This is a genomic window from Mucilaginibacter sp. OAE612, assembly GCF_041806395.1.
Taxonomy (GTDB): Bacteria; Bacteroidota; Bacteroidia; order Sphingobacteriales; family Sphingobacteriaceae; genus Mucilaginibacter; species Mucilaginibacter rubeus.
In genome coordinates this window covers 1913085-1939624 of record NZ_JBGMUW010000001.1, presented here as the reverse complement: position 1 = coordinate 1939624, position 26540 = coordinate 1913085, and the positions used below count along the sequence as shown (strand labels likewise).

27 protein-coding genes are annotated in these 26540 nt (G+C 41.8%); 9 read left to right on the top strand and 18 right to left on the bottom strand.

Features of this window, described 5'->3' with window-relative positions:
- Positions 1–6 precede the first annotated feature (6 nt).
- The 3 genes from priA to ctlX all read left to right on the top strand — a co-directional run bounded on the left by priA (position 7) and on the right by ctlX (position 5261).
- Entirely contained in the window at positions 7–2493 is a 2487-nt protein-coding gene (gene priA, locus ABID99_RS08230; protein WP_373613402.1) for a primosomal protein N', read from the top strand.
- 314 nt (positions 2494–2807) lie between these two features.
- A complete protein-coding gene (locus tag ABID99_RS08225) occupies positions 2808–4253 on the top strand; it encodes an arginine deiminase family protein (protein ID WP_373613401.1) in 1446 nt (481 codons plus the stop codon).
- 90 nt (positions 4254–4343) lie between these two features.
- Positions 4344–5261, top strand: coding sequence for a citrulline utilization hydrolase CtlX (gene ctlX / locus ABID99_RS08220; RefSeq protein WP_090527648.1), 918 nt, complete (start codon positions 4344–4346; stop codon positions 5259–5261).
- A 174-nt stretch (positions 5262–5435) separates the two neighbouring features.
- Here ctlX and ABID99_RS08215 read toward each other — a convergent pair whose 3' ends face one another.
- The 8 genes from ABID99_RS08215 to ABID99_RS08180 all read right to left on the bottom strand — a co-directional run bounded on the left by ABID99_RS08215 (position 5436) and on the right by ABID99_RS08180 (position 11197).
- Complete coding sequence (locus ABID99_RS08215) at positions 5436–5957, bottom strand: hypothetical protein (protein WP_090527040.1); 522 nt, start codon at positions 5955–5957, stop codon at positions 5436–5438.
- A 341-nt stretch (positions 5958–6298) separates the two neighbouring features.
- Positions 6299–6544, bottom strand: a complete 246-nt coding sequence (locus ABID99_RS08210; RefSeq protein WP_139159969.1) for a hypothetical protein — start codon at positions 6542–6544, stop codon at positions 6299–6301.
- 34 nt (positions 6545–6578) lie between these two features.
- Positions 6579–7328, bottom strand: coding sequence for an ABC transporter ATP-binding protein (locus tag ABID99_RS08205; RefSeq protein ID WP_090527037.1), 750 nt, complete (start codon positions 7326–7328; stop codon positions 6579–6581).
- Positions 7325–8194, bottom strand: coding sequence for an ABC transporter permease (locus ABID99_RS08200; protein ID WP_090527035.1), 870 nt, complete (start codon positions 8192–8194; stop codon positions 7325–7327). Before ABID99_RS08200 ends, ABID99_RS08205 begins: the two co-directional genes overlap by 4 nt.
- Positions 8195–9169, bottom strand: coding sequence for an ABC transporter substrate-binding protein (locus ABID99_RS08195; protein ID WP_090527033.1), 975 nt, complete (start codon positions 9167–9169; stop codon positions 8195–8197).
- A 229-nt stretch (positions 9170–9398) separates the two neighbouring features.
- On the bottom strand, positions 9399–10043 hold the full coding sequence (locus tag ABID99_RS08190) for an HAD family hydrolase (RefSeq protein WP_090527031.1): 645 nt from the start codon (positions 10041–10043) through the stop codon (positions 9399–9401).
- Positions 10044–10122: 79 nt separating this feature from the next.
- Positions 10123–10467, bottom strand: a complete 345-nt coding sequence (locus ABID99_RS08185) for a hypothetical protein (protein ID WP_373613400.1) — start codon at positions 10465–10467, stop codon at positions 10123–10125.
- A gap of 28 nt (positions 10468–10495) precedes the next feature.
- Positions 10496–11197, bottom strand: a complete 702-nt coding sequence (locus tag ABID99_RS08180; RefSeq protein WP_373613399.1) for a hypothetical protein — start codon at positions 11195–11197, stop codon at positions 10496–10498.
- 384 nt (positions 11198–11581) lie between these two features.
- On the opposite strand from ABID99_RS08180, the gene ABID99_RS08175 reads away from it, so the two are divergent.
- A complete protein-coding gene (locus ABID99_RS08175; protein WP_139159968.1) occupies positions 11582–11884 on the top strand; it encodes a hypothetical protein in 303 nt (100 codons plus the stop codon).
- 78 nt (positions 11885–11962) lie between these two features.
- On the opposite strand, the gene ABID99_RS08170 is transcribed toward ABID99_RS08175, so the two are convergent.
- From ABID99_RS08170 to ABID99_RS08150, 5 genes are all read right to left on the bottom strand, one after another.
- Positions 11963–12115: a hypothetical protein gene (locus tag ABID99_RS08170; RefSeq protein ID WP_167516102.1), complete on the bottom strand. Its 153-nt coding sequence runs from the start codon at positions 12113–12115 to the stop codon at positions 11963–11965.
- 165 nt (positions 12116–12280) lie between these two features.
- Positions 12281–12688: a DUF983 domain-containing protein gene (locus ABID99_RS08165; protein ID WP_090527025.1), complete on the bottom strand. Its 408-nt coding sequence runs from the start codon at positions 12686–12688 to the stop codon at positions 12281–12283.
- A gap of 4 nt (positions 12689–12692) precedes the next feature.
- Positions 12693–13577 (bottom strand): helix-turn-helix domain-containing protein, encoded by an 885-nt coding sequence (locus ABID99_RS08160; RefSeq protein WP_090527023.1) that lies wholly within the window; start codon positions 13575–13577, stop codon positions 12693–12695.
- Positions 13578–13667: 90 nt separating this feature from the next.
- On the bottom strand, positions 13668–15425 hold the full coding sequence (locus tag ABID99_RS08155; RefSeq protein WP_090527021.1) for an ATP-binding protein: 1758 nt from the start codon (positions 15423–15425) through the stop codon (positions 13668–13670).
- Positions 15426–15700: 275 nt separating this feature from the next.
- Entirely contained in the window at positions 15701–16651 is a 951-nt protein-coding gene (locus ABID99_RS08150) for an aldo/keto reductase (protein ID WP_090527019.1), read from the bottom strand.
- Between the two features lie 183 nt (positions 16652–16834).
- Between ABID99_RS08150 and hscA the strand changes: the two genes are divergently transcribed.
- From hscA to ABID99_RS08135, 3 genes are all read left to right on the top strand, one after another.
- Positions 16835–18691, top strand: coding sequence for a Fe-S protein assembly chaperone HscA (hscA, locus tag ABID99_RS08145; protein WP_090527017.1), 1857 nt, complete (start codon positions 16835–16837; stop codon positions 18689–18691).
- A gap of 37 nt (positions 18692–18728) precedes the next feature.
- Positions 18729–19721 carry a hypothetical protein gene (locus ABID99_RS08140; RefSeq protein ID WP_090527015.1) on the top strand — a complete coding sequence of 331 codons (993 nt, stop codon included), beginning with the start codon at positions 18729–18731 and terminating at the stop codon, positions 19719–19721.
- 122 nt (positions 19722–19843) lie between these two features.
- Positions 19844–20545, top strand: coding sequence for a hypothetical protein (locus ABID99_RS08135; protein ID WP_373613398.1), 702 nt, complete (start codon positions 19844–19846; stop codon positions 20543–20545).
- Between the two features lie 67 nt (positions 20546–20612).
- On the opposite strand, the gene ABID99_RS08130 is transcribed toward ABID99_RS08135, so the two are convergent.
- Positions 20613–20900, bottom strand: coding sequence for a hypothetical protein (locus ABID99_RS08130; protein WP_090527010.1), 288 nt, complete (start codon positions 20898–20900; stop codon positions 20613–20615).
- 111 nt (positions 20901–21011) lie between these two features.
- Between ABID99_RS08130 and ABID99_RS08125 the strand changes: the two genes are divergently transcribed.
- On the top strand, positions 21012–22154 hold the full coding sequence (locus ABID99_RS08125) for a tetratricopeptide repeat protein (protein WP_373613397.1): 1143 nt from the start codon (positions 21012–21014) through the stop codon (positions 22152–22154).
- Here the strand turns inward: ABID99_RS08125 and ABID99_RS08120 are convergent.
- Both ABID99_RS08120 and ABID99_RS08115 read right to left on the bottom strand, forming a co-directional pair.
- Positions 22151–22735, bottom strand: a complete 585-nt coding sequence (locus ABID99_RS08120; RefSeq protein WP_373613396.1) for a riboflavin synthase — start codon at positions 22733–22735, stop codon at positions 22151–22153. The genes ABID99_RS08125 and ABID99_RS08120 overlap by 4 nt on opposite strands.
- Before the next feature lie 86 nt (positions 22736–22821).
- Positions 22822–23319 carry an SRPBCC domain-containing protein gene (locus tag ABID99_RS08115; protein ID WP_175489979.1) on the bottom strand — a complete coding sequence of 166 codons (498 nt, stop codon included), beginning with the start codon at positions 23317–23319 and terminating at the stop codon, positions 22822–22824.
- 86 nt (positions 23320–23405) lie between these two features.
- On the opposite strand from ABID99_RS08115, the gene ABID99_RS08110 reads away from it, so the two are divergent.
- The gene (locus ABID99_RS08110; RefSeq protein ID WP_176627477.1) at positions 23406–23867 is read left to right on the top strand and encodes an NUDIX domain-containing protein; all 462 of its coding nucleotides are present in this window, start codon (positions 23406–23408) and stop codon (positions 23865–23867) included.
- Here ABID99_RS08110 and accC read toward each other — a convergent pair.
- A complete protein-coding gene (accC, locus tag ABID99_RS08105) occupies positions 23864–25348 on the bottom strand; it encodes an acetyl-CoA carboxylase biotin carboxylase subunit (RefSeq protein WP_373613395.1) in 1485 nt (494 codons plus the stop codon). The genes ABID99_RS08110 and accC overlap by 4 nt on opposite strands.
- 595 nt (positions 25349–25943) lie before the next feature.
- A complete protein-coding gene (locus tag ABID99_RS08100) occupies positions 25944–26429 on the bottom strand; it encodes a c-type cytochrome (protein WP_090527645.1) in 486 nt (161 codons plus the stop codon).
- Positions 26430–26540: the final 111 nt, after the last annotated feature.

Here is a 26540-nt window from a genome sequence, read left to right as displayed (position 1 = left end):
GAAACAATGTTAGAGTTTGCCGAAATTGAACATACCGACCGTGAAACACTTTTTGCCGAAGTGATTTTGCCATTGGCTATTTCAAAAAACTATACATACCGGGTTCCTTATGATCAAAATGATGCTGTTGCCATTGGCAAAAGAGTGGTAGTGCAGTTCGGCAAAAGCAAACTTTATACAGCTATTGTTAAAGAGATAGGTAAACTGGCCCCCGAAAAGTACGAAGCAAAATATATCGTCGAGATCCTGGATGACCGCCCGGTTGTAACTCCTAAGCAGCTCGAATTTTGGCAGTGGCTGGCAGATTACTATATGTGCAACATAGGCGAAGTTATGAACGCCGCGCTGCCATCGGCATTGAAGCTGGCCAGCGAAACCCGCATCATGCTTAACCGGGAATATGAGATAGATAAAGCCACGCTTCACGATAAAGAGTTTTTAATTGTTGAAGCCCTCGAAATTCAGCCGGAGCTTACCATAAGCGATATTACCAAGCTTTTGGGACAGAAAACTGTAATGCCGATATTGAAGCTGATGTTTGAAAAAAACATCATCAACATATCCGAAGAAGTAAACGAACGTTATAAGCCCCGCAAACGCACTTTTATTACACTTAACCCGGTTTATAACAATCAGGATAATCTGCGGGAGCTATTCCCGATATTGGAAAAGCGCGCGCCTAAACAGGCCGATGCCCTATTAGCTTACATCAAGCTTTCCCGTCATCAAAAAAACATCACCAAAAACGAACTTATTGAAGAAAGCGGTGCAGGTGAATCAAGCATTAAATCGCTCATTGAAAAAGAGATCTTCTTTTCGGAAGACAGGAGCGTTAGCCGCCTGCATTTTGAAGAGGGAGAAGAAGGCAACAACTTTGAATTGAGCGAACAGCAAACGGAGGTACTTCAAAGTATCCGCGGGCAGTTTAAAGAAAAAGATGTAACGCTGTTGCATGGCGTAACCTCGTCAGGCAAAACACAATTATATGTAAGGCTGATAGAAGAGATTGTACGCAGCGGCAGACAGGTACTTTACCTTTTGCCTGAAATAGCCCTAACAACACATATTATTGAAAGGTTGCGGATGTATTTTGGTGCTGATATCGGCGTTTATCATTCGCGTTTTAATGACAATGAGCGGGTTGAGGTTTGGCAGAAAGTTTTAAGCGGAGAGTATAAGATTGTGCTCGGCGCGCGGTCCTCCGTGTTTTTACCTTTTGCCGATCTGGGATTGATCATCGTTGATGAAGAACACGAAACATCATATAAGCAATTTGATCCGGCGCCGCGCTACAACGCACGCGACACCTCGATTTTTTTGGCTAACATGCACCAGGGTAAAGTGCTTTTGGGTTCGGCCACGCCATCCTTTGAAAGCTACTATAATGCCCGCACTCACAAATACGGTTTTGCAGAGCTCACCGAACGCTTTGGCGGCGTTGAGCTGCCCGATGTGCAGGTGGTGAGCATCGCTCACGAAACCAAACAAAAAACTATCCAGTCGCACTTTACCAGCGTACTGATTGAAGGCATCAAGCAGGCGCTTGAAAATAAAGAGCAGGTGATTTTATTCCAAAACCGCCGCGGATATGCCCCCATCCTGATGTGCAAAGTATGTGCTTATACTCCAAAATGTATCAACTGCGATGTAAGCCTTACTTATCATAAAAGCAGCGGCAAACTGCATTGCCACTACTGCGGTTACAAGGAAGATACGCCATCCATTTGCCCCGCCTGCGGATCTACCCATTTAGAATATAAAGGCTTCGGTACCGAAAAAATCGAAGACGAACTGAGCGTTTTATTGCCCGAAGCCCGGATTGCCCGGATGGACCTGGATACTACACGGTCACGGAACTCCCTGCAAACTATCCTCAACGATCTGGAAGAAAAAAGGATAGATATCCTGGTTGGTACCCAGATGGTGGCCAAAGGGCTTGATTTTTCAGATGTAACACTAATCGGTATTATTAATGCTGATAGCCTGCTGAAATTCCCTGACTATAGAGCAAACGAGCGTGGTTATCAGCTACTTGCACAGGTAAGCGGCAGGGCAGGCCGCCGGGGCAAGCAAGGCAAAGTAGTAGTGCAAACTTATGATATTTATCACCGGGTGTTAAAGCAGGTGATTGATAACAACTACGCCGATCTTTATTTTACCGAGATGGAAGAGCGGAAAAGCTTTAAATACCCTCCCTTCTACCGGATCATTAACCTCGATATCAAGCATAAAAATCCCGATGTGCTCCATAACCAGGCCGAATATCTTGGCGCACGGCTCCGGGAGCATTTTGGCGAGCGGGTGATTGGCCCGGAGCAGCCGCTCATCAGCAGGATCCGCAATTATTACATTAAAAGCATTATGCTCAAATTTGAGAAGGATGGGATTTCTATCATAAAAGCAAAAACTGTTTTAAGGGATGTGATCACTCAGTATTATACAACCAAACTTAGCACGGGCAGTATTGTACAGCCCGACGTTGATCCGTATTGATACAATCTTGAGTCGTGCCGGGCGGGAATTTTCTGATTAACAAATTCTGTATCTTAGTTAAATGCATATTGAACGCTTTACGCCCGGCGAAATACTAAAGCCTTTTATACGGCAATACGTTTTTGTTGAAACTAAGAATGATCTGTACCATCCACCAGGACTTTGATATCAAAGTGATGCTGCGGAGGCTAAACACCCGGATAGAAACATACTAGGAGGTCATCCAGTCAAATATCACTCAACCTTAATTTTGCCGGGTAAGCCCGTTTTGTAATTTAATTTCTGATAGATTTGTGTTACGATTATAGTGTTTTATGACAATAACCAACTCCGATTTTAAAATAGATGTAACCTCCGAAATTGGCACACTCCGCACTTTGCTTATTCATAGTCCGGATAGCGGTTTGGGCAAAGTTGTGCCTTCAAAGGCGCAGGACTGGCTTTTTGAAGATATAATTCACCTGGATACGGTACGCAGGAATGAATACGACTACTACGTAAAGCTGTTGCTCTATTTTCTTGACCCGGATAAAATAAAAGGCAAGCTGCATCAAATTGATGATGAAGCAACGCGCCGTTCGTTTTTTAAACCCGATAATGCAAGCTTCCATTCATCAGATAAGGTTATCGAGATCCAAACCCTGTTAGCCGATATTTTACAGCAGTCGGATATCCGTAAAAAACTTGTAGCTTCTGTATGCGCGGTTGAAAGCTGCAATTACCGTTTACAACAGCAGCTTACCGACACCGACCCGGTTGAGCTGGCCAAGATCTTTATTTCGGGCTCGTTAACAACCGAAGAAATGATCTTTGCCCCTATCCCCAACCTTATTTTTTCGAGGGATCTGGGTATAGCAGTGAATAATCATATGCTGCTCAATAAGCCGGCAAAGAAAGCCCGTTTCCGCGAAACTTTGCTGATGCGTTACATATTTTTCAATCATCCGCTGTTTGAGGCTTATCGCGATAATATTTTGGAGATTCCTGAAACCGCGCAGCATTTTTTACGCCCGGGCGAAGACGCAGAAGGCCGCACAACTTTAGAAGGCGGCGATGTGATGATGGTAAGTCCTAATCATTTAGTGATCGGCTGCAGTGAGCGGACATCTGTCAGCGGTGCTAATGAAGCTATCAGGCTGTTGTTTGAACACGATGTACTGAAGAAGGTAACCATCGTAAAAATTCCAAACAAGCGTGATTATATGCATATCGATACTGTTTTTACGCAGGTAAAGCGCGATACCTGGGTACTACTCCGCTCGCTTGCGGTGGCCGAAGCCCCCATTGAGGAACGGGAGCCGATATCATGGTTTGCTGATAAAAAACAAAAAGAACGGGCAGAAATTGTACAGTTTGAAAAAGATAAAAAACCAAGGCTATTTGGTTGTATTGAGGACCTGCTTTCCGACATCAGCGAGAACGATCTCAAAAGCGGTGTAAAAACCAAGTTTATTTACTCGGGCAACAACACCTTCCCCTTTGATGCCCGTGAACAATGGACAGACTCCTGCAACCTGCTTGCCCTAAAAGAAGGCGTTGTTGTTGGATATGATCGGAATGATAAAACTGTAGAGGCTTTTAAAGAAGGCGGTTTTAATGTGATCCGGGTAGCCGAACTGCTTCAAAAATTTGAGAATAATGAACTTGATCCGCAAAGTTTGACTGATACGCTGATATTAATGCCTTCAGCCGAACTTTCCCGTGCCCGCGGTGGTTTCCATTGCATGAGCATGCCGGTATTCAGGGACACTGTAATTTAATTTATCATTGAGTCATCTGGTCATTAAGTCATTGCTTTGCATGATTTAAAAAAAATGACTCAATGACTCAATGAAATAATGACAAAAATCATGAGTCAATCAACATCACATATATTAATGATCCGCCCGGTTAATTTCGGGTTTAACGAAGAAACCGCTGCAAGCAATGCTTTCCAAAACCCTGATGCCGAAAAAAATGGCGTACAGGAAAGAGCCTTGAGTGAGTTTAATAGTATGGTTAACATTTTGCGCCATAATGGCGTAGATGTTAGCGTTGTAGATGACACCCCACAGCCCTATACACCCGATTCAATATTTCCTAACAACTGGGTATCTTTTCACAACGATGGCGGCATTTTCCTTTACCCCATGCAGGCCGAAAACCGCCGGCTTGAGCGCAGGGAAGATATCATAACTGACCTGGAGGATAAATTTAAAGTAGCCCATGTAATTGACCTGAGCCGTTTTGAGCACGAGCACCGCTTTCTGGAAGGCACCGGCAGCATGGTACTTGACAGGGAGAATAAAATAGCATACGCCTGTTTGTCTCCCCGAACAGATAAAGATGTGCTTAATTATTTCTGTGAGCAATCGGGTTATCAGCCCATTAGTTTTGAAGCTGTAGATGAAAAAGGCAAGGCTATTTATCATACCAATGTATTGATGTGCATCGGCAGCCGGTTCGCGGTGATCTGCCTAAACAGTATTCCTAACCCGCATGAAAGAATAACGGTTATCGAATCGTTAAAATCATCGCACAAAGAAATTATTGAAATCACTTTTGAGCAGATGAGCCAGTTTGCAGGCAATATGCTGGAGGTGCAGAACAAAGCCGGTGATACTTTGATCGTGATGTCGCAAAATGCTTTTAGCGCTTTAACTGAGGCGCAGCGTTCCGCTTTACAACAGTATGGCAAATTGGTTCATGCTGATATCAATACAATTGAAACAAACGGCGGCGGCAGCGCAAGGTGTATGATGGCAGAGGTGCATTTACCGACTATTTAACTTAGCAGCTATCGAGCGAAGGCACTGCAGAGATAAAGAATTATCATTATGACGATATGCATAAGCAGGTACTTATCCTTAAACATACGTTATTAATTAGGATTTTTTACTAACGAATAAGCCCCTTCGTCAGGGGCCTATTCGTTAAGTATCCAATTAAACAGCTATTTAAGTTTATTCTGTAATGAAATAGAGGTAAGCCTGTTTTTGCTTCATTTTTGAGCGTACGCGTTTAAAACTATCTTCAATGTCTTTACGCTCGTCTTTTTCGGTCACTTCCATAAAGGCTTCCTGGTAATAGCCTAAGGATTTATTCCAGTCCTTTTGCTTTTCATAAAATAAACCAAGCAGCTCAAAGGTGCGGGCCTTGTTCACTCCCGGTGTGGTTAAAGCCTGGGCCGAAATTGTTGAAACCAGCTTATCCATTCCCAGGAATACTACCAGGTCAAGATAATGGGTGTAATTATCCGGAAAAGATGGCTCCAGCTCCATACAGGTTTTAAAATGATAACCTGCGGTTTGGTAATCCTGGATCTTGTAATAGTAGATCATCCCTAACTGGTAATGCGCCCTTGCAAAAAATGGCTCATCTGTAATGATCTGGTTTAATATGTTTAAGCCCTTAGGTGTCTCTCCGAACGATAGTTCATCAACAGCCTGGAGGTACTTTTCTTCTATTGAATAATAATTGTCCATATAAATTTCAAATTCAGTTAGGCTTACGTTTATGTAAGGCTTAATGTTATACTAATGTGGTAAATGCAGGATCGGTTTGGATGCTTCGAAAGCACTACACCGGAGTAGAGAAGAGAATTATCGACACAAAACCCTTCTGCTGTGACACCATGGGCCACATTATTGTTGAGCAGATTGATTTATTAAACAGCATCGGTTTGTACTTTATGAATACAAACTTACAATTATTGAACGAGAAAAGCAAGAGAAGAAGTGTTCATGCACAGCCCAATACTCTGTGCATGAGGTTTATTGACTTTATATGACTTGAAAAAGCAATGTGAAAAAATAGCAGCCTAAAATCAAGCTGCTATTGCGTTTTGTTTAACTGCCTCAATCAGGAAGTTGTTTTTTAATTCTTTTTCAGAGATCATGACGCTGAAATCATCAAACTTAACGCCGTGTTCAAGCGGGTAAAGTACATAGCCGCGTTTAAGGGCATCATATGCGCCAAGTTCAAATATTTCGTCGTGCTTTTTGCCTTTTATTTTCGCACCGTTTACTAACTGGTAAGCGTCGGATATGGTTTCAAAATTATTATTTTTCATAGTACGGGTAGCTATACAATTACTTTGCCAATTTTTATGCAAACCAGTCGAACAAGTCGCTTTGTTTTAAAGAAGCTTTGCCCGCGCCAGATAAGTCGTTAATAATCAACCCCTCGCCCATTTGTATTATTCGTGTGCCATAATTAAAAGCATCCTTCAAATTATGCGTAATGAATACTGCCGTTAAATTAAAATCGCGGATCAGTGTATCAGCTGTCCGCATAACCACGTCGGCCGAGCGTGGATCGAGGGCCGCGGTAGGTTCGTCCAGCAATAAAACTTTACAACTATCCATTACACTCATCAGCAGGGTAAGCGCCTGCCGCTGCCCGCCCGATAAAGTACCCATCGGCTGTTCTATCTTATCCTGCAAACCCATGCCAAGGACGGCTACTTTTTCCTGCACCTGTTTTTTAAAAGCGTCATTTACCCCAACGGATAAACCTTTTCTTTTTGTGCGGATAGATGCCAGCCGGAAATTATCTAAAATACTAAGATCTGGCGCAGTACCACTCAAAGGGTTTTGGAATACCCTCGCGATCCATTGGCTGCGTTTATAATCAGGCATGTTGGTTACATCGTTACCATCGATGCTTATAGTGCCGTTATCGGGCGATACGCTGCCGGCAATTAAATTAAGCATCGTGGTCTTGCCTGAGCCATTAGAACCAACTATCACCAAAAACTCACCGCTTTGTATCTCCAGCGTAACGCCATTAACCGCGTTTACCTGGTTAGCCTTACCTTTATTAAATATTTTATGTACGTCGGTTATCGTTATCATGATGATCTTAATAAGGATAAACGCGGCAAGCTTACAATTACCAGCACAAAACCGGCGGTAACTATTTTAAGTAATTTAGGGTCGACACCAACTGAGAGTGTAAATGCCAAAACCAGCTGAAATATCACTGCCCCTGCTAATACCAATACCAGACTTAACCATACTGAGGTAAGCTTAAACCAATTAATTAATGTTTCGGCAATGATCACCGATCCTAACCCTACTATCACAATCCCAATACCCATGCTGATATCTGTAAAACCCTGGAACTGGGCTACCAGGTAACCGCTCAAAGCCGTGAGCGCATTGGCCAGTGCCAGCCCGGTAATTTTCATCCTGTCGGTATTTACGCCTAATGAACGGATCATGGATTCACTGTTACCTGTAGCCCGCATGGCTATGCCAAAATCGGTTTTGAGCAGGTAGCCGATCAGAAAAGTGATCACGATAACAAAAATGGCAAGGATCCAGAATGTATTTTGATTAGGGTCGCTCACAACACTTACTATAGTAAATAACGAAGGCAAATTGATAAGCGGTAAATTTGAGCGGCCTAAAATAGTAAGGTTAACTGAGTAAAGCGCCGTCATAACCAGGATGCCGGCCAGCAGTGCATTGATCTTTAATTTGGTATGAATAATGCCGGTAAGTGCCCCCGCTGCTGCGCCTGCCAAAAGCACAGCAGGTAAAATAACATAGGCAGGCTGATGATTGGTCAGCAATACTGCCGTAACCACGCCACCCAGTGTATAACTGCCATCGGTTGTGATATCCGGAATATTGAAGATTTTCATGGATATATAAATCCCCAGCGCTATGGCCGAAAAGCATAGGCCCTGCAGTAAAGCGGTAAGGTAAAAATCCATTTATTTTACAGGCTCAAAATTTGGCGGAATGGTAATATTGTATTTTTTAGCAGCAGCCGGGTTATATACCCTCTTTCTGACCTTTACCATTTCGGGTTGCAGGCCATCGGTTTTATGAGTTTTAAGAAATTGGGCTGCCTGCTCGCCGGCTTGGTACCCCCATTGATAAATATCAGCCCCAAAAGCAGCGACGGCTCCACGCTGTACCAAACCTGCTTCGCTTGTAAAAATCGGGATGTTTTTTTGATTACAATTTTTAAGGATAGTTTCAAAAGATGCAAAAACGGTATTGTCCGGATTAGCAAAAAAGGCGTCGATGTTTTTACTTAGCAGCGACTGCGTAACCAACTGCGCATCGGCAGATGTATTTAACGGAAGCGCAACAATATCAACGTTTAGTCCTGCGGCCAATGATTTAATACGGTTTAAGGCATCGGCCGATTGCGGCTCCGACTGATTATAGATCATCCCGATAACCAGTTTTGCGCCTTTAGGCTTAAGTAGTTTGGGAATAATGCTAAACGAAGTATCGATATAATTTAGCTCTTCTACCGCACCGAAAAGGTTGGCGGGCGCTTTCCCGTTGGCATCAGTTACCTTCATGCGTTCGGCAGTTGGGGATACCATGGCAAAAACCGGGATATATTTTGTTTTTTGAAGCGCTGTTACCGTTGATAGCGTTGTACACGTTGCCAGCAGGTTAACACTATCAGTAACAAAGTGGTTAACTATCTGTGTAAGCGTTGGGATATCGCCCTGGGCATTGCTGTACTCAATCTGCACGGTCTTTTTTTCTTCGCTGAAACCATTTTTGTTCAAGGCATCAGTAAAGCCTTTGCGGGCCTGTGATATGGTGGCATCTTCAAAAGCATCAACAAAACCAACTACAGGCACCTGCATTGATTTGGTTTTGGGCTTACAGGATACAAAAAAAACAAGTAATATAGCTACCGGCAGATATTTGATAAACTTCATTTTACTAAATTAACTTTTTAGCCGTAAAGCTGAAAGTACAATGGCAAAAGCCGAAAATTGTTTTACAATAAGATTATCATTATACGAAAGCTTAAAGCAGAACACACAAAGCCAAGCCGGCAAGCCGATTGTGAAAGTCGGTTAATTATATATAATAATTTACTGCATTACCTTTCCGGGTAATGAGCTAACAACTATTCAACCCTAATATGATTAAAACACAATAATTTTAAAGCAGCTCTTTAAGGCCGGCAAAATTACTGATAGTTGCTACCATGCCATCAGGCACAACGCCAAAACCATAATTTGCAAAAATAAAAGGTACACCGGCTTGTTTGGCGGCATTATAATCGCCCATGGTGTCACCTACGTAAACCGGAGCTTTCAATTGGTGGTCGTTTACTACATCTTTGATATTATCGGCCTTAGGGTTTCCTTTTGTGCCAAAACACTGATGCCCAAGAAAATGGCCATGCAATTGGTTCAGATCCAAAAACAGTTCGATATAACCGTTTTGGCAATTACTCACGATATAAAGTTTATAATTTGCAGCAAGGTATTTAAGCGTTTCTACCAATTGCGGATAAAGCTCCCCTCCTTTGGTATGTAATATTTCCAGTTCGCTGACAGCACAAAGCGATTGTACTTCTTTACGTTGCTCAATATTTAGTTCCGGGAATAATTTATCAAAAATGGCATCGTAGGTCATTCCGGTGATGGAACGCACACGTTCCTGCGTCATTTCCTCTTTAATGTAATCAACCTTGCTTATAGCTGCCTGCCAAGCAAGAGCTACGTTTGCAGTGCTATCCCAAAGTGTACCGTCAAGGTCAAAAATTATGCTGTCGTATTTATTTTTAAGCGAATCATTCATATCGCCGGCAAAAGTAAAGGTTTTTTATTCCTGCCGGCTATCAGATTGATGTTAATTTAGGAAGTAAAGAGATATGAGGTTATTGAGCTGTAAGTACCCTTATCATATTATTAAAAGTATCAGCCACATAAACCTTCCCTACTCCTACAGACAGGCCATAAGGAACTGAGAAACTTGCCTTAGAACCCTCTCCATCGGCCAATCCCGAAAAACCTGTACCCGCAACTGTGGTAACCTGTCCAAAAGTATCAACAGCCCTGATAAAATGGTCTGAATCCCCTACATAAATGTTACCCTGATTGTCGGCGGTTATACTTACAGGTGCGTTAAAAGTAGCAGTATTACCAGCACCATCTGCCGAGCCTTTGATTCCGTTACCGGCCAATGTCGAAACAACGCCATCAGAAGTAATCTTCCTAATCATGTTATTGCCCAAATCTGTTACGTAGAGGTTACCCGACAAACCAATTACAATACCTGTAACCTGTGAAAAACTTGCTGCAGTTCCTGTTCCATTTGCTGAGCCACTTACACCCGAACCTGCAAACGTAGTCACAAACACCGGCCGGAGTTATTTTACGGATCTTATAAACATCGGCAACAAATAAATTTCCACTTCCATCTACCGCTATTCCGGTTGGCGCACTGAAGCCTGCAGCTGTGCCTGCACCATCAACCCCGTTCGCCCCTCCCCCCGCCAATGTAGTAACAGCACCTGCCGAAGTTATTTTCCTGACCACTTTACCTGTACTTTCGGCTACATATAAGTTACCGTTCCCATCCAGTGTTATATCCTGAGGATTGTTAAAACTGGCAGCGGTACCAATACCGTCAGTGTCTCCCTGCGCACCACTCCCGGCAAAAGTAGTAACTACACCAGCCGGGGTTATTTTACGGATCAGGTTATTGCCAGCATCAGCTACATAGATATTGCCTGCTGCATCTGTGATCATACCGCTGGGCCTGTTAAAAGACGCTGTCGTTCCGGTGCCATCAGCTTTGCCCGGATTTATATTGCCTGCAAATGTGCTTACTACAACCTTTAGCGCCTGGGGAGCATTGTCATTATTTTTTTTTGAGCATGCGGAAACAGCAAGTAAAACTATTAGGCATGATATGGTCACTTTAAAAAAGGCTAATTGAGTTTTTTTCATAATGTAGTTTTAGATCGATGACCTCTTAATTGGTTTTATTGTAGATAAATGTAGTGAGCCAAATTAATTAAAATCAGGAAAGGCTAACCTGATTAAACACTAATATCACAACTGAAAATTTATTCATCTTTTAAACAAGATTACGAAGATAAACTGCTGTTTGTAACAGTGTAAAAAGTTTAATTTTTTTTATCGATCTTATAACGTTATATCAAATTTTCTTTCTACATTTAACTATTCATCTGTATCTATTAAAAAATGCGTAAAACTACGTACGCAAAACGGTGAAATCCCTGATTATTTTTTATAAAGCGTTGGTTATTTTTGGAGCATAATATGTTTCTGAACATCCGGAGGCATCTTTTAAAAACTTATACCTTGCTTATGAAATTATTCTACCATTTTCTTGTTTTGGTTGCGGCGTCTCTCATTTTGGTAGCTTGTGCCAATATGTTTTCCTCAACACCCGAAAAAAAAATCGATAAACCTGCGCAACGCAGCGGCATCTACTTAGGCAAAGATTCATTGTATAATTCAGAAATAAACACCCGGCTCACATTCTCGGATTCTTATTACTATGATGTTTTAAACCGGTATACAATCGGCAACCACCAGGCCTGGCACAAAATCAATAACAATTTATTTATTGCTGCAAATTACCTGGGCCTTAATCCAATCGAAAAATAATTTAGTTTAATAGTTAGTTAATTAGTTAGGAACAGTTGTAAACAGTCGCCGCAGAACGCTCCGACTGTTTTTTTATGATCAGAATTTGGGAAATGAACCCAGCCCGAAAAATATGGCGAATAAAGGGATAGCCAGCAAAAAGTATGCTTTTGCCAATTGCCTGTCATCGGCATTCCCTACTACAAATACATTATATAGATCGGCTTTCAGTGATTTAAGTTTCGCTTTCATGATAATAGATTTTAAGTAATTATAAACAGCTTAATTTCAAATACTTATTTAATTTACATAAATTAAGCTTGTTATTATTATGACTGTAGCTGCAGGTTTTGGTTTAAATGAAAATGCCCTTGATTTTTCAATCAAGGGCATCTGCGTGTATCTCAGTCAATTAAATTATTCCGGTTTATCCTCGCTCATCTCCGGATGATAATGCAAGCCCGGTGTAAGCCAGTGCAAAAGCATCACTCTTGAATACCTGAAATTAAACGGCGCTAAAATTACCGCTACCCCTAAAATAATAGTTACATACAACCAGGGGTTACTGCTACCTGTTAAAACGCTGATAGCAACTGCCAGTGTAACCATCTCGGCAACGTTAAGCGCATAACTGGCAAACATTGCTACATAAAAATAACCGGGTTCACGCTCATACACCAGGCCGCAGTGTGAACAGGTTTTATACATCTCCTGTCCTTTAAATTCATACATACCGGTGATAAATAAGTCTCCCCTCCTGCAACGCGGACATTTGGCGTTTACAAAGGCAGACCAGGCGGATAATTTATATTTAGGGGTTTCCATAACGTTATGATTTATTGTTTAAGGTTTTTTTTCTGAACTCTTCGGGGGTAATGCCCTCAATTTTTTTAAAGAACTTGGTAAAATAGGAGTTATCGCTAAAATTAAGGTTAAAAGCTATTTCACTTATATTAAGTCGCGGATTAGTTAATAGCCTTTTTGCTTCAAGCAAAGTACGGTTACGGATCACCTCTCCTGCCGATAGGCCAAGCACATCTTTACATACCGCATTTAAATGATTGGGGGTGATATAAAGCAGTTCTGCATAATCTTTAGGAAGCTTTACATCGATATAATGCTGTTCAATCAGCTTCTGAAAGTTACGGATCAGTGTTTGATTATAGCCCTGTTTGCCAAAGCTATCGCCTTTGCCCTGGCAACGATTTATCAGAATGAAAAGCTGAAGCATAAGCACCCTTACCATATCGCTGCCCAAAACTGCAGGCTTTTCAACTTCAGATACAATCCTTTCAAAAAGGGCAATGATTTCGGGTAACTGGTTGGCAGGTAAGTCAACTACTTCATCCTTTGGATTGCCGTTCAAAAAGTTAAAATTGTCAAAGTAGCCTGAGCGTAATAAAAACGACTGGATAAACGAGCTTGAGAAATTGATGATATAACCGTCAGTAAAACCTTCAAAAGCCCATGAATGCACCTGCCCGGGAATCATAAAGTAAATCTGCCCCGGCCTTACCTCAAAGCTTTCAAAGTCAATGGTATGTGATCCTCCGCCATCAGTAAACAATACCAGGTGGTAAAACGAGTGGCGGTGCGGGAAGAAAAGGTTTTTATGAGCATCCAAATAAGACGCAAACCTGCTGATCAGGATGTCATCCTGTTTAATATCATCGGCAAGTGTGCAAATATCAATTGTTGGAATACTTTGTAACATGACACAAAACTACACACAATAGCTTTGCCCTTAATGGTACTATTTTTATTTTGTATGGTACTAATCAACGATTGACATTTTTTTGATAAATCACGTCCATTTTTGGATGATATCTTCCAGCCGTTCAAAAGTAAAAGGTTTACTTACAAAATCTTTCATACCGGCCTGGGTGCATTCACGCTCATTTTCGCTAAGCACGTTGGCTGTCATGGCAATAATAGGCGGAGCGCCTTTACCATGCTTTGTTAATATATGGCGGGTAGCCTGTAAACCATCCATTTCGGGCATTTGAATGTCCATAAATATCAGATCGTAGTTACACTGCTCAACCATATTTACCGCGGCCAGTCCATTTTCGGCAATATCAATATTATAACCAACCTTTTTAAAAATCTTACTGGCTATTAACTGGTTCATTTTATTATCCTCGGCCAATAAAATGCGTAAAGGCCGGTACTGAAAAGCTTCCTTTTCATCCGGTTGCATCTCCGGTTCAATAATACCATAGGTAACATGTAAAGGCAAGGTAAAGCTAAACAATGAGCCCTGGGCTTCCTTACTTTCTACCCAGATTCTGCCGTGCATCATCTCCACAAGTTTTTTGCAAATGGATAAGCCCAGCCCCGTACCGCCATATTTGCGCAAAGCGGTAGTATTTACCTGTGAAAATGGTTTAAATAACTGTGCTAATGCCTCTTCACTTATGCCAATCCCGTCATCTTTGATGCTAAAGGTTATGTCCTGGACGTTGTTCCTGATCTCAGATGCCGTGACGCGTAAACTTACCGAACCTTCGTCGGTAAACTTAATGGCATTTCCGATCAAATTAACCAGGATTTGCTGAAGCCTGCCCTCATCTGCTATTACATAGTTTGCTACATTAGCATCAACATCATAAGTTAAGCTTAGGGGTTTGTGAAGAGATGTAATGGCCGGTTCGGTAATCTCAATAACTGTTTTTATACAGTTACGCAAATGCGTTGAAACCGGGTGAAGGACCAGTTTATCTGCTTCGATTTTTGAAATATCAAGAATATCACTGATGATGTTAATCAATAAATTACTGCTCGATTGTAAAGTTTGAAGCAGTTCCTGTTGCTCGGGCTGTAAATTGGTGCGGGATAGCAATTGAGCGGTACCGATGATACCATTAAGTGGTGTGCGAATTTCGTGGCTCATATTGGCCAGAAAATTCGATTTGGCAAACGTGGCCGCCTCAGCCTGGTCACGTGAGGCCGAAAGTTCAATTTGAGAAGCTTGTAACTCTTCACTCTTATGAATCAGGTCGCGCTTATCGGTTTCGTGGCTTTTTTTAATAAAACCTACCAGTAGCCCAACAGTCAATATGTTTACTACAGCCGAAGTGATGAGGTCAGATTCTTTTGATGCCGTGCTATCATAAGGCTGTACTAAACCAGGAAAATGTTTTTCAATAAAGTAGCATCCTAAAAATATAGCTATCAGCGCGCCAATAAAAATATAATGATATCGTTTTTTTACAAGCAGGGTTATAAGTACAATAAAAAAGACTCCCGAAAGCGTTGTTGATCCGGAGATACCGCCATTGTAAAACCAGCCCGGAATAATTGCAAACAGCCCTAAGCAAATGTAAATGAGGGTTGCATCCTCTTTATACTTTACGAACCTGCTCCTGTAAAAAGCCCAGCCCGACATCAGTATCACAAAAAGCTCAACAAGCTCAAGCTTATAACTTAAGCCTAAAAACAAATTGCAGATTAGCGAAAAAACGCTGCTGGCACAAATGAATAATGAGAGCGCATTAAACAGCTTATTCTCCAGCGACAAATCAGGCATCCCGTAGCCAATAATCCGCTTCAGCTTTTCCATTTAAAATAAAAAATTAATTAGAGAGAACTCTTTATACTCAAAAACAGGGAGTTCGGTTTAGTAAATAAACTATTTTTTAGGAAATATTTAAAACTTTAGTGTTTAAAAAAGTAAAAAACAGGATATTATTGTTTAATAATTAATTTAAAAAATCAATGTAATTATTAAGTAATCCAAAGTCAGTGATTGAAATGTTAATCAGGCAACTAAAAACAAACAGCGCAGCTTTCATTTAAAAAGCGCGCTGTTATATATAGTGAAATATAAATTAATATTTAATAAACACTGGCGATATTCAGCATTTCAATAGCTTCATTATCTAATTTCAAAGCGGCTGATTCAAAAAGATCAGTAAGTTGCTCCAAACTGGTGGCACTAACAATGGGTGCTGTAATACCAGGCCTTGCAATTAACCAGGCCAGTGCAATTGCCGACTGACTGGTTTGATACTGCCCGGCAAGGTCGTCCAGGACTTTTAATATTCTGTAGCCTCTTGGGTTAAGATATTTTTTGACCATACCGGCGCGGCTGCTTCCCTTCAGGTCGGCTTCCGAACGGTATTTGCCGCTTAAAAAACCGCTGGCCAACGAAAAATAACTGATCACCCCAAGGTTTTGCTCTTTAATGAAAGGCTCGTAAGTAGTTTCATATTTTTCCCTGTCGAACAGGTTATATTCGGGCTGAAGCGTTTGATAAGCTACCAGGCCTTTTTCAATACTCGTTTTGAGCGACTCATGCAACCGTTCGACAGACATATTGGAAGTTCCTATAGCCCTCACCTTACCGTCCTGCATAAGTTGATCATAAGCACGCAGGGTTTCTTCAACCGGGGTTGAGGGGTCATCGTAATGGGTTTGATACAAATCAATATAATCGGTTTGCAAGCGCTTTAATGAAGCCTCGGCCGATTTAATAATGTAATCCTTTTTAAGCCCTTTACTGCCCGAATCCATTTCGGCGCCTACTTTAGTGGCTATAACTACTTTATCGCGTTTGCCGCTTTGCTTAAGCCAGTTACCAATTTCGGTTTCCGATTCGCCGCCTTTATTGCCCTCGACCCAGCGCGAATAAACATCAGCGGTATCGATAGTGTTAAAACCGGCATCTACAAATGCATCCAATAAAAGGGCTGTATCTTTACCTTTAACAGTCCACCCAAACACATTTCCGCCAAAAACCAATGGCGCTGTTGATATGCCGGATGCTCCTAATTCACGATTTTTCATAATAATTTATTTAGGGTATTACAGGGATAAAGCGGCGTTAAGCGTATTTGTTTGTCAGTATAATGAAATAAAGGCTCAACCTGCGATGATGTTACAAAACGCACAAAACTTAACAAATTAGAGATTGAGAAGACATATCCTCAGCCAAAACTAAGTACATTTGCGCTTTGTTAACTTAATATAATGGCTAAAGTTTCTATCAACCTGGCAACAGGCTCATTGCAAAAAGAAGAAATCATTGTAGGAATTGATCTGGGTACCACTAACTCGCTGGTAGCGTTCATCAACCCTGATAAAAACCCGCAGGTAATTAATGATGCAGGCAAAGGTGTATTGGTGCCCTCTGTAGTTCATTTTGGTGATGCAGGCGATGTGCTGGTAGGTAATGAGGCAAAAGAATTCCTGATAACCGATCCGCAAAACACCATATTTTCGGTTAAACGCTTGCTTGGCCGCAGTTACCACGATATTGAAAACTACAAAGACTTTTTTAGCTATAAAGTAATTGACGACGATACCGAAAGCCTGGTTAAGATCAAAGTAGGCGATAAATTTTACACCCCTATCGAGCTATCGGCCCAGATATTGAAAGAACTTAAGGCACGCGCCGAACATGCCCTTAAAACCCCGGTTAACCGTGCTGTGATCACTGTTCCGGCATATTTTAATGATTCGCAGCGCCAGGCCACCCGTGATGCTGGTAAACTTGCAGGGCTTGATGTATTGCGGATAGTTAACGAACCTACCGCGGCAAGTTTGGCTTATGGGATAGGCCTCAACCCCGAAGAAACTAAAACTATAGCGGTTTATGACCTTGGAGGCGGTACGTTTGATGTATCCATACTGCAAATTCAAAACGGCATTTTTGAGGTATTATCTACCAATGGCGATACCTTTTTAGGTGGTGATGATTTTGACCGCATTATAGTTGATTACTGGATTGAGAAAAACCAGCTTAATAAAGCCGAAGTCCTTGCAAATAATGAGCTGGCCCAGCAACTACGCTTAAAGGCCGAAGAAGCTAAAAAAGCCTTCGCGCACCAAAGCCTGGTTAATGATAAAATCGGCGAGATCTGGTGTACGCTTGACCGCACTACTTTTGAAGAACTGATATTACCAAAAGTACAGCAAACCATCACCAGTTGCCGAAACGCACTTAAGGATGCTAAACTAACTATCGATCAGATTGATGAAGTGGTTATGGTTGGCGGCTCAACCCGTACAGCATTAGTTAAACGTATGGTTGCTGAGTTTTTTGGTCGCCCGGTGCATGATGATGTGAACCCTGATGAAGTAGTTGCTTTAGGCGCCGCCATACAGGCCGATATTTTAGCAGGCAACCGTAAAGATATTTTACTATTAGATGTTACCCCCTTATCCTTAGGTATTGAAACTATGGGCGGCCTGATGGATGTGATCATCCCCCGAAATTCTAAAGTGCCAACCAAAGGCGGCAGGCAATATACGACATCAATAGACGGACAGGTAAACATGAAAATTGCCGTTTACCAGGGTGAGCGCGATCTGATCAAAGAAAACCGTAAACTCGCCGAGTTTGATTTAAAAGGCATCCCTTCCATGCCTGCAGGTTTCCCTAAAGTTGATATTAACTTTTTATTAAATGCCGACGGTATCCTAACCATACAGGCCATCGAACTACGTTCGGGCGTAAAGCAGGAGGTTGAAGTAAAACCAACCTATGGCATTACCGACGAACAGGTGGAACAAATGCTGATGGACAGCATTACCCACGCCAAAGATGATGTAAATCAGCGGATGCTTATTGAGGCGCGCACTGAAGGCGAACAAATGGTTTATACCGTTGAACGCTTCCTGCAAAAAAATGCTGATTATGTTTCGGTTACAGAAATTGCCGATACTACCAAACTTGTTCAGAAACTGAAAGAGGCCCTCACCAGCGGCGATAAAGACCTGATTTTAAAAACGATTGATGAGGTTAACGAGTTCACTCGTCCGTTTGCCGAACGCTTAATGGATCAGGCAATAAGTACAGCTATGAAGGGCAAAAGTATAGAATAGGCACAGATATTGCTCATTAAGTCAAAAATCTTAAAATTTGAAAAGGACAATTTCTGCTTTAGCCCTGTTTATTTTTATTGCCGTTGCTAATACGGCCTGTTCTACAACCCGCAAACATTTCCGCGATACGTCGGCAAGGTCATCCATGCTGGATACTTTAAAGTACGATTCGCTGATGAAAAAACTGGCCAATGGCGATAAAAGTGGTCGCTGGCCGGTAAAAACCAAAGAATATCCGCTTCCCGGAGCTATTTTACCATTTAACCGCATTGTAGCGTTTTATGGTAACCTCTATTCAAAAAACATGGGCGTGCTGGGCCAATACCCACGCAAAACCATGCTCAATAAATTAAAGGAAGAGGTAAAGAACTGGGAAAAGGCTGATACAGCTACTAACGTGGTACCGGCCTTACATTATATCTGCGTAACGGCCCAGGCTGATGCCGGCCGTAATGGTCTGCATAACTTACGGATGCCCTTTAGCCAGATTGATACCGTGATTAGCTGGGCAAAAAGCATCAATGCACTTGTGTTTTTAGATATCCAGGTTGGCTTCAGCACAGTACAAACCGAATTGCCTTTATTAGAGAAATACATGAAGATGCCAAACGTTCATTTAGGCATCGACCCGGAATTTTCTATGAAGGAAGGCAGTGTGCCCGGCAAACGCATAGGTACCTTTGATGCCGATGATATTAACTACGTAACCGGCTACCTGGCCAAACTGGCAAAAAAGAATGACCTCCCACCTAAAATATTTGTTGTACACCGCTTTACCAAACGCATGGTAACCAACTACAAGGATATTAAATTACGTCCCGAAGTACAGGTAGTGATGGATATGGATGGCTGGGGTGGTCCGGAACTTAAAAAAGGCACTTACAAATATTTTATTTCAGAAGAGCCTGTACAGTTCACCGGCTTTAAACTTTTTTATAAAAACGACTTAAAAAACGAACCACACAGGATGCTTACGCCTAAGGAAGTGTTAAGTCTGAAGCCTGCCCCTATTTATATTCAGTACCAGTAGTGATGAACTATAAGACTTACGAAGCTTTAAAAGCTTCGTAAGTTATAAGTTATTTAGTATTGGTAAAAGTTAACATTTCGGTTAAACTGGTTTCATATATTTAACCCATCTAAGCTTTATATATGAAACTTTTATTAAAGTATGTTTCTCTTTTTTCCTTTGTTATTTTAGGAAAATGTGCCTCTGCTCAAAACGGATTGCCCGCTGTTAACAATACATTTAACACGCAAAACATGGACTCACAAATGGATCGACAGACGCCTCTCGCTATGTGGGACTTTTGGAGTGATCACAACAAGAGTACCAACAACCCAGAGTATACTTTCCTGGTAACGATGCGCAACGGTTCTAAAAAAGAAGTAAAATCCAGAATTTATGTAGATGCCTATGCACACAAAAGTTATCTGCTGTTTGTTGACCAGTCACTATCTAAAGCGGATACAAACAGGGAACAAGTGATATATCCGGAACAAACTATTGAAATAGCCCGAAACCTTACACCTCCATCAGCTGAAAAAAATGCCAATACTTTGGCCCCCAATTATTATGCAGGTATTGCTAAAGATAGCTGCTGGATGTTCAAGTTTATAAGCGGTCATATCAGTGCATACTCGCTTTTAAGCGAGCCTGAAGGAAAAATGTTCAATCCCAAATCCATCGTTGCCATTCAGCTCAACAATGGGCCAATTGTGCAATACAGCGAAGAAAATCTTAGGGCAATGGTTGGCGACGATCTTGATGCCATTGAAAGCATCCAATGGAAAAATTATCTTCAGGCCATAAAAAGGTATAACCGGAATAGTGGAAAAATCAACAAAAAATAATAGTGCTTTAGTATTAACACAACTATAAAAAGAAAGGCCCCGGTTTCCCGGGGATTTTCTTTTTAACTTATTTTCCTAATGCTTCCTGTTCTTTCAGGGCTGCGATATTATTGCTATTGCTGAAGTTTTCAGTCTGATTAGCAAAATCCTCAAGGATAGCTGCAATAGTATCCAGGTTTTCGGATACGCGCTGGTGCATATCGGGCAGGTCCTTTTCAAGGCGTTTATCACCAAGTTCGATATTATCAACTTCTATTTTAGTTAACTTAGCAATAATAGCCTGCTGGCTGTTTTTCAAGTCTTCCAGTTCATGGACAATTTTTTCCATCAGTCCAAATTTCTTTAACTTATCCATAATGTGTGGTTTTAAGTATCACTTTACATTTTAACCACACCAATAAAAAATTGTTTCAGATTTGGATTTAACACCCATAACTAATAACTTAGTTTAACTAAATAATTAGTTATGAAAAATCTATTTATAACCCTATTCCTTATCCTATCAGTATCGCAATTATGCGCTCAGCAAGCCGCTAATGATTCGCTCCTGCTTGATTATTATCAAAACCAGCGTTTTGCCGACGCAGCAGATTACCTCAAAAAAATATATCCCGAGCCTGTTACCGACATAAAAGTATTGGCTAAACTGGCCTACACCTCCAAAATGGCCTCCCGCCTGCCCGATGCTGAAAACTATTATCAACGTATTTACGCTACTGATACCACCAGCCTAACTAACTTGTATAACATGAGTGAGATCATTAAAAGGCGCGGTAATAATAAAAAAGCGATCGTGTTTGTAAAGAAGATCCTGTTGAAAGATACCACCAACTTTGATGTGTATAAGCAACTGGCAGACCTGTCGCAAAATTTAGGCGATATAGAGGGGAGCATTGTATATCTGCAAAAAGCCAATAAGATCAATCCGCTTAACCCTGATGTAGCATATGACCTGTCGTCCTTCTTCATCAACCTTAAACTATATGGCAATGCTGAAAATATTATCGACAAAGCACTTGTTGCCGATACTGCCAATTTGCTGCTCCTGAAAGGCAAGGCCCAGGCCTCGTACGCATTAAAAAGGTATCCGGTAACTATTGCTATTACTAAAAAACTGATGGATGCAGGTGAGCAGGCCGGCAGCATTGTATCCATGCTGGGCACCTCCTATTACATGACTGCCAATTATCCGGATTGCATCAAAACATTCAAAACACTGGAGGACAACCAAACCGGTACCGAAGCTTCATTTTACTACACGGCAATGAGTTTTAAGGCTTTACATTATAACACTAAAGCTATTGTATATTTAGATAAAGCCATTGAGGAGGCAATATCTACCGGGGTAGGCTCTTACTACAGCGAAAAAGGGGATTCATACGATCGCCTGCATCAGCTTAAAAGCGCGGTTGAAGCATATCAGAAAAGTTTGTTGTATAAACCGGATCCAATCACTTATTACGCGCTTGCCACTTTGTATGATACCGAACTGAAGAATAAGGCAACAGCTATTAAGTACTATAAAAAGTACCTGGCAAGCAAGCCAAAAGAGTCACAAAAAACTTATATCGCTTACTCCAAACAGCGCATTAAATCATTAGGGATTTAGCGTTGCATCAAACGGGCAACGTATTTGCCTATGATATCGAACTCAAGGTTAACCTGGCTGCCAACTTGCACATTATGCAGGTTGGTATGCTCAAATGTATATGGAATAATTGCTACAGAAAAGCTGTTGGCGTGCGAATTAACCACGGTTAGGCTGATACCGTTTACACAAATGGATCCTTTCTCTACGGTTACGTTGCCGCTTGCTGCATCATATTCAAAAGTGTATTCCCAACTGCCGTCAAGTTCTTTAAATGCGGTACAAACAGCCACCTGGTCAACATGGCCCTGAACAATGTGGCCATCGAGCCGGGCATTCATTTGCATGCAGCGTTCCAGGTTTATCGGGTCGCCAACTTTGAGCTGGGAAAGATTGGTTTTATTTAAGGTTTCCTCAATCGCGGTTACCACGTGCAAGCCATCGGCTAAAGCCACCACAGTAAGGCATACACCATTGTGCGCTACCGATTGATCGATCTTGAGCTCGTGCGATATAGCCGATTCTACTGTAATATTAAGGTTGCCTTTTTCCTGCTGCAGATCGGTGATCTTCCCTAAAGTTTCTATAATTCCTGTAAACATATGCTTCCCGGCCCGTTGAAAGGGGCTATTTTGATTGGCTCAAAGCTAAAATATTTTGCACTATGGTTTGTCAGCAGTAAATGAAATTATTTGAAACTTGAGAACAGGTCTTTACGCTTATTGCGAAGATCTTTGCCACCCTCCAATACCGATTTCAGATTGGCCAGATAAAATGTCCAGCCAAGTTGGCATTGCACATAAAGGTTTTTTTCGGGGTCTGCTTCCTCGGGGATGTTTTCCTGCACCAGTTCAACAATAACAACGCCCAGTTTAGCAGTGATAGATACACTCACTATACTACCGCCTGTAAAAGTAAATTTTATGAAATCGGCACCGTTGGCTTCCAGCACCTGCCCGTTTTCGGAAATGGTATCATCAAACCCATGCCAATGCCAGGTATAAGTATCCTCTTTTTTTATAAATTCCTGCGGTTCACGCTGACGGCCTGCTATGGCAAAAAAATCGGCTTTACGCAAAAACCAGGTTTCCAGGCCTTCGGGAGTAGCCCAGGCTTCATACATACTGCGTACGTCCGTATCAACATCAGCAGTTACTTTAAATTTGCTCCATCTGTTGTCTGCCATAATAATTGTATATCGGTTTGGGGCGTTTGTATCAAAAATAACAATTATAATTAAGCCTTTCATTAACTTGCCTTTAAATCTTAAACATGCCAAAGCAAAGCGCAGGGATCTTATTATACCGTAAAGCAGCTCATGGTTTGCAGGTATTTCTTGTACATCCGGGCGGGCCGTTCTTTAAAAACAAAGATGAAGGCTCGTGGTCGGTACCCAAAGGTGAATATCTTCCCGATGAAGATCCCCTCATGGCGGCAAAGCGTGAATTTCAGGAAGAAACCGGGCATGAAATAACCGGGGATTTTATTGCGTTGAACGCTATCAAACAAAAAGGGGGTAAAACGGTACTGGCCTGGGCTGTTGAAGGCAGTATTGATCCGGGAAATATCAAAAGCAATACATTTGAAATAGAATGGCCGCCTCGCTCAGGAAAAAAACAAACTTTTGATGAAATTGATCGTGCCGAATGGTTTGATATGGCGACAGCAAAAATAAAGATCAACCCTGCTCAGGCAGCTTTGATAGATGAACTGGCCGCGATCAACAATTATTAAATCTGCTTCCTGTTCTTGATCCAGTTGCTTGAGTTAGCTACCTCCACCGGGGCTGCAATTGAAACCCTTTTTTTGCTCAAGAGCTGTTCCATTACTATTGCTGCTACTATAGCTTCATCCTCGCGACTTTCGCGCAGCACCTCGGGCGAAAAATATTTTTTTACAAAATGGGTATCAAAATTACCAGAGGTAAAAGCTTCGTGCTGCATTACAAAACGGCCGAAACCGAGGGTGGTAGTAATACCGGTGATCTGATATTCATCTATAGCCCTTATCATCCGCTCAATTGCTTCAGCGCGGGTATCCGCAAAGGTTATCAGCTTGGCTATCATCGGGTCGTAATAAATGGGAATCTCCATGCCTTGCTCAAACCCATCGTCTACCCGTACACCGGGCCCTTTGGGCGTCATATAAGTTTGCAGCGTACCAATATCTGGCAGGAAATTATTAGCCGGATCTTCGGCATAAACACGCAGTTCGACGGCATGACCATGAATTTTCAGATCTTCCTGTTTAAAACAGATAGCCTCCCCCCTTGCAATTTTAATTTGCTCCTTTACCAGGTCAATACCGGTTATCAGTTCCGTAACAGGGTGCTCAACCTGTAAACGGGTATTCATTTCCAGGAAATAAAAATTCAACCCTTCATCCATAATAAACTCAACCGTACCCGCACCTGTATAATTTACAGACCGGGCTACATCAACCGCACAACGCCCCATCTTTTCCCTGATTTCAGGCGTTAATATTGCCGATGGAGCCTCTTCAACTACTTTTTGATGGCGGCGCTGTACCGAGCAGTCACGCTCAAACAGGTGCACGATATTACCATGCGTATCGCCAAGTACCTGAATCTCGATGTGTTTGGGGGATGATACATAGCGCTCAATGAAAACAGAGCCGTCGCCAAAAGCTGATGTAGCTTCAGATACCGCTAACTGCATCTGCTCTTCAAAGTCTGCCGGGCTTTCAACAATGCGCATCCCTTTACCCCCGCCCCCCGCAGCCGCTTTGATCAATATTGGAAAACCTACCTTAATAGCCCGTTTCTTAGCTTCGTTAACATCAGTAATGGCTTCCTCCGTTCCGGGGACCATCGGGATATTATACCTGAGTGCCGCAGCTTTGGCCGATAACTTGTTACCCATTACTTCCATGGCCGCGGGAGAAGGGCCAATAAGAATAAGTCCCGAATCCTTAACCAGCCTGGCAAAACCGGCATTTTCGCTCAAAAAACCATATCCCGGGTGGATACCTTCGGCCCCGGTTTGCTTACATGCAGCTATGATCTTTTCTCCAATAAGATAGGATTGACTGGATGGAGCTTCCCCGATATTTACAGCCTCATCGGCATAGCGCACGTGCAGGGCGTCCCGATCAGCATGTGAGTAAACCGCAACGGTTTTAATACCCATTTCGCGCGCCGAGCGCATAATTCGTAAAGCTATTTCACCACGGTTGGCAACCAGTATTTTCTGCATAAAACAAATGTAATTGATTTACACAAAAAGATACTACATACCCAATGCTTATAAAACGATTGAAATATTATTTGGGTGCCCACCTGTAGGTTTTACGGGAGCACTTATAACAGATATATTTTTTAAAGGGTAAACCCAACAATAAAAATTTGGCAAGGCTGCTCCGTTTGATACGGCTCAACCGGCTTTTGCAATTCCGGCAAAATAAATCGCTGGAATTTGTTGAGACATTAGCTTGCTCCTGTGGCTTAATCCGAAACTCAGCAGTCATTTATTAATTATGATAATATTAAAGGTTACAATAATCAGTCCCCGGTTTCATAAATCAACATTGCAAATTTGATCATAAATCAACCAGCAATTCCTAAATAAAACCAACGAATCTTTATCGTGTATAAAGATCGTTACCAAGCATGAATTTTTCATGAATACAGTTTGAAGCTATCTGTCAAAAAGGATAAATATTCAATAGTTAAATACAAAATCCTTAACCTAATTTTTACTTGCAGGTAAACACAGCTGATAATAACCCCTATAAAACAAAAATGCCCCTGGGATCACCAAAGGCATTTAATTATACTAATACGCTTGTTAATTATGGCTTAGTTGGCGCAGGGTTGCCCGGGGCAGGACCAGCAGGCGGCGGACCAGGCTGACCACCCGGACCTTTTCCGTCAGGTACCATAACCTCAGGATGAGCTGTACCACGGTGACAGGTATTGCAGTTAACACCACTTTGCATAATCATGCCTAAAGAATCCTTTTTGGCATGAAAATACTTCTGATTAATTTTGTTCATCATTTTATACATATCGCGCGCCATTGCTTTTTCAGGCTTGGCATCGCTTGCCCAATCCATCTTTTTAGTTTCTTCATTACGGGCATGGCAAAAGTTGCAATGTACACCTAATGAATGTTCCCAATCTTCCATAACCTTGTGCAGGTTCTCGCCCGAAATGTTTTTAGGCAAAACCTTAAGATTTTTAAAACCTTCGTCCTGTGGTTTAATGTTGGTCATGGCGCCAAACACTACTATGGATAGCAGACCGAGTGTAACTAATAATTTTTTGTTAACAGGCATAATTGTCATGTTTAAGTCATCTAAATTAAATCATTGGTTTTAATGTTGCAACATTTTTAAGCAAATGATTGAATTATTCACGGTAACTTCATTATTACAGAAGCATGTTTC

Bases quoted from the DNA above. Each gene is read 5' to 3' on its own strand.
- hscA (WP_090527017.1), top strand. From the start codon at position 16,835: ATGGCTAAAGTTTCTATCAACCTGGCAACAGGCTCATTGCAAAAAGAA.
- ABID99_RS08170 (WP_167516102.1), bottom strand. From the start codon at position 12,115: ATGAAAGCGAAACTTAAATCACTGAAAGCCGATCTATATAATGTATTT.
- ABID99_RS08225 (WP_373613401.1), top strand. From the start codon at position 2,808: ATGACAATAACCAACTCCGATTTTAAAATAGATGTAACCTCCGAAATT.
- ABID99_RS08180 (WP_373613399.1), bottom strand. From the start codon at position 11,197: ATGAAAAAAACTCAATTAGCCTTTTTTAAAGTGACCATATCATGCCTA.
- ABID99_RS08100 (WP_090527645.1), bottom strand. From the start codon at position 26,429: ATGCCTGTTAACAAAAAATTATTAGTTACACTCGGTCTGCTATCCATA.
- ABID99_RS08210 (WP_139159969.1), bottom strand. From the start codon at position 6,544: ATGAAAAATAATAATTTTGAAACCATATCCGACGCTTACCAGTTAGTA.
- ABID99_RS08110 (WP_176627477.1), top strand. From the start codon at position 23,406: ATGCCAAAGCAAAGCGCAGGGATCTTATTATACCGTAAAGCAGCTCAT.
- priA (WP_373613402.1), top strand. From the start codon at position 7: ATGTTAGAGTTTGCCGAAATTGAACATACCGACCGTGAAACACTTTTT.
- ABID99_RS08130 (WP_090527010.1), bottom strand. From the start codon at position 20,900: ATGGATAAGTTAAAGAAATTTGGACTGATGGAAAAAATTGTCCATGAA.
- accC (WP_373613395.1), bottom strand. From the start codon at position 25,348: ATGCAGAAAATACTGGTTGCCAACCGTGGTGAAATAGCTTTACGAATT.
- ABID99_RS08150 (WP_090527019.1), bottom strand. From the start codon at position 16,651: ATGAAAAATCGTGAATTAGGAGCATCCGGCATATCAACAGCGCCATTG.
- ABID99_RS08115 (WP_175489979.1), bottom strand. From the start codon at position 23,319: ATGGCAGACAACAGATGGAGCAAATTTAAAGTAACTGCTGATGTTGAT.
- ABID99_RS08200 (WP_090527035.1), bottom strand. From the start codon at position 8,194: ATGGATTTTTACCTTACCGCTTTACTGCAGGGCCTATGCTTTTCGGCC.
- ctlX (WP_090527648.1), top strand. From the start codon at position 4,344: ATGAGTCAATCAACATCACATATATTAATGATCCGCCCGGTTAATTTC.
- ABID99_RS08175 (WP_139159968.1), top strand. From the start codon at position 11,582: ATGAAATTATTCTACCATTTTCTTGTTTTGGTTGCGGCGTCTCTCATT.
- ABID99_RS08190 (WP_090527031.1), bottom strand. From the start codon at position 10,043: ATGAATGATTCGCTTAAAAATAAATACGACAGCATAATTTTTGACCTT.
- ABID99_RS08135 (WP_373613398.1), top strand. From the start codon at position 19,844: ATGAAACTTTTATTAAAGTATGTTTCTCTTTTTTCCTTTGTTATTTTA.
- ABID99_RS08215 (WP_090527040.1), bottom strand. From the start codon at position 5,957: ATGGACAATTATTATTCAATAGAAGAAAAGTACCTCCAGGCTGTTGAT.
- ABID99_RS08160 (WP_090527023.1), bottom strand. From the start codon at position 13,577: ATGTTACAAAGTATTCCAACAATTGATATTTGCACACTTGCCGATGAT.
- ABID99_RS08155 (WP_090527021.1), bottom strand. From the start codon at position 15,425: ATGGAAAAGCTGAAGCGGATTATTGGCTACGGGATGCCTGATTTGTCG.
- ABID99_RS08195 (WP_090527033.1), bottom strand. From the start codon at position 9,169: ATGAAGTTTATCAAATATCTGCCGGTAGCTATATTACTTGTTTTTTTT.
- ABID99_RS08205 (WP_090527037.1), bottom strand. From the start codon at position 7,328: ATGATAACGATAACCGACGTACATAAAATATTTAATAAAGGTAAGGCT.
- ABID99_RS08120 (WP_373613396.1), bottom strand. From the start codon at position 22,735: ATGTTTACAGGAATTATAGAAACTTTAGGGAAGATCACCGATCTGCAG.
- ABID99_RS08165 (WP_090527025.1), bottom strand. From the start codon at position 12,688: ATGGAAACCCCTAAATATAAATTATCCGCCTGGTCTGCCTTTGTAAAC.
- ABID99_RS08125 (WP_373613397.1), top strand. From the start codon at position 21,012: ATGAAAAATCTATTTATAACCCTATTCCTTATCCTATCAGTATCGCAA.
- ABID99_RS08185 (WP_373613400.1), bottom strand. From the start codon at position 10,467: ATGATTAGGAAGATTACTTCTGATGGCGTTGTTTCGACATTGGCCGGT.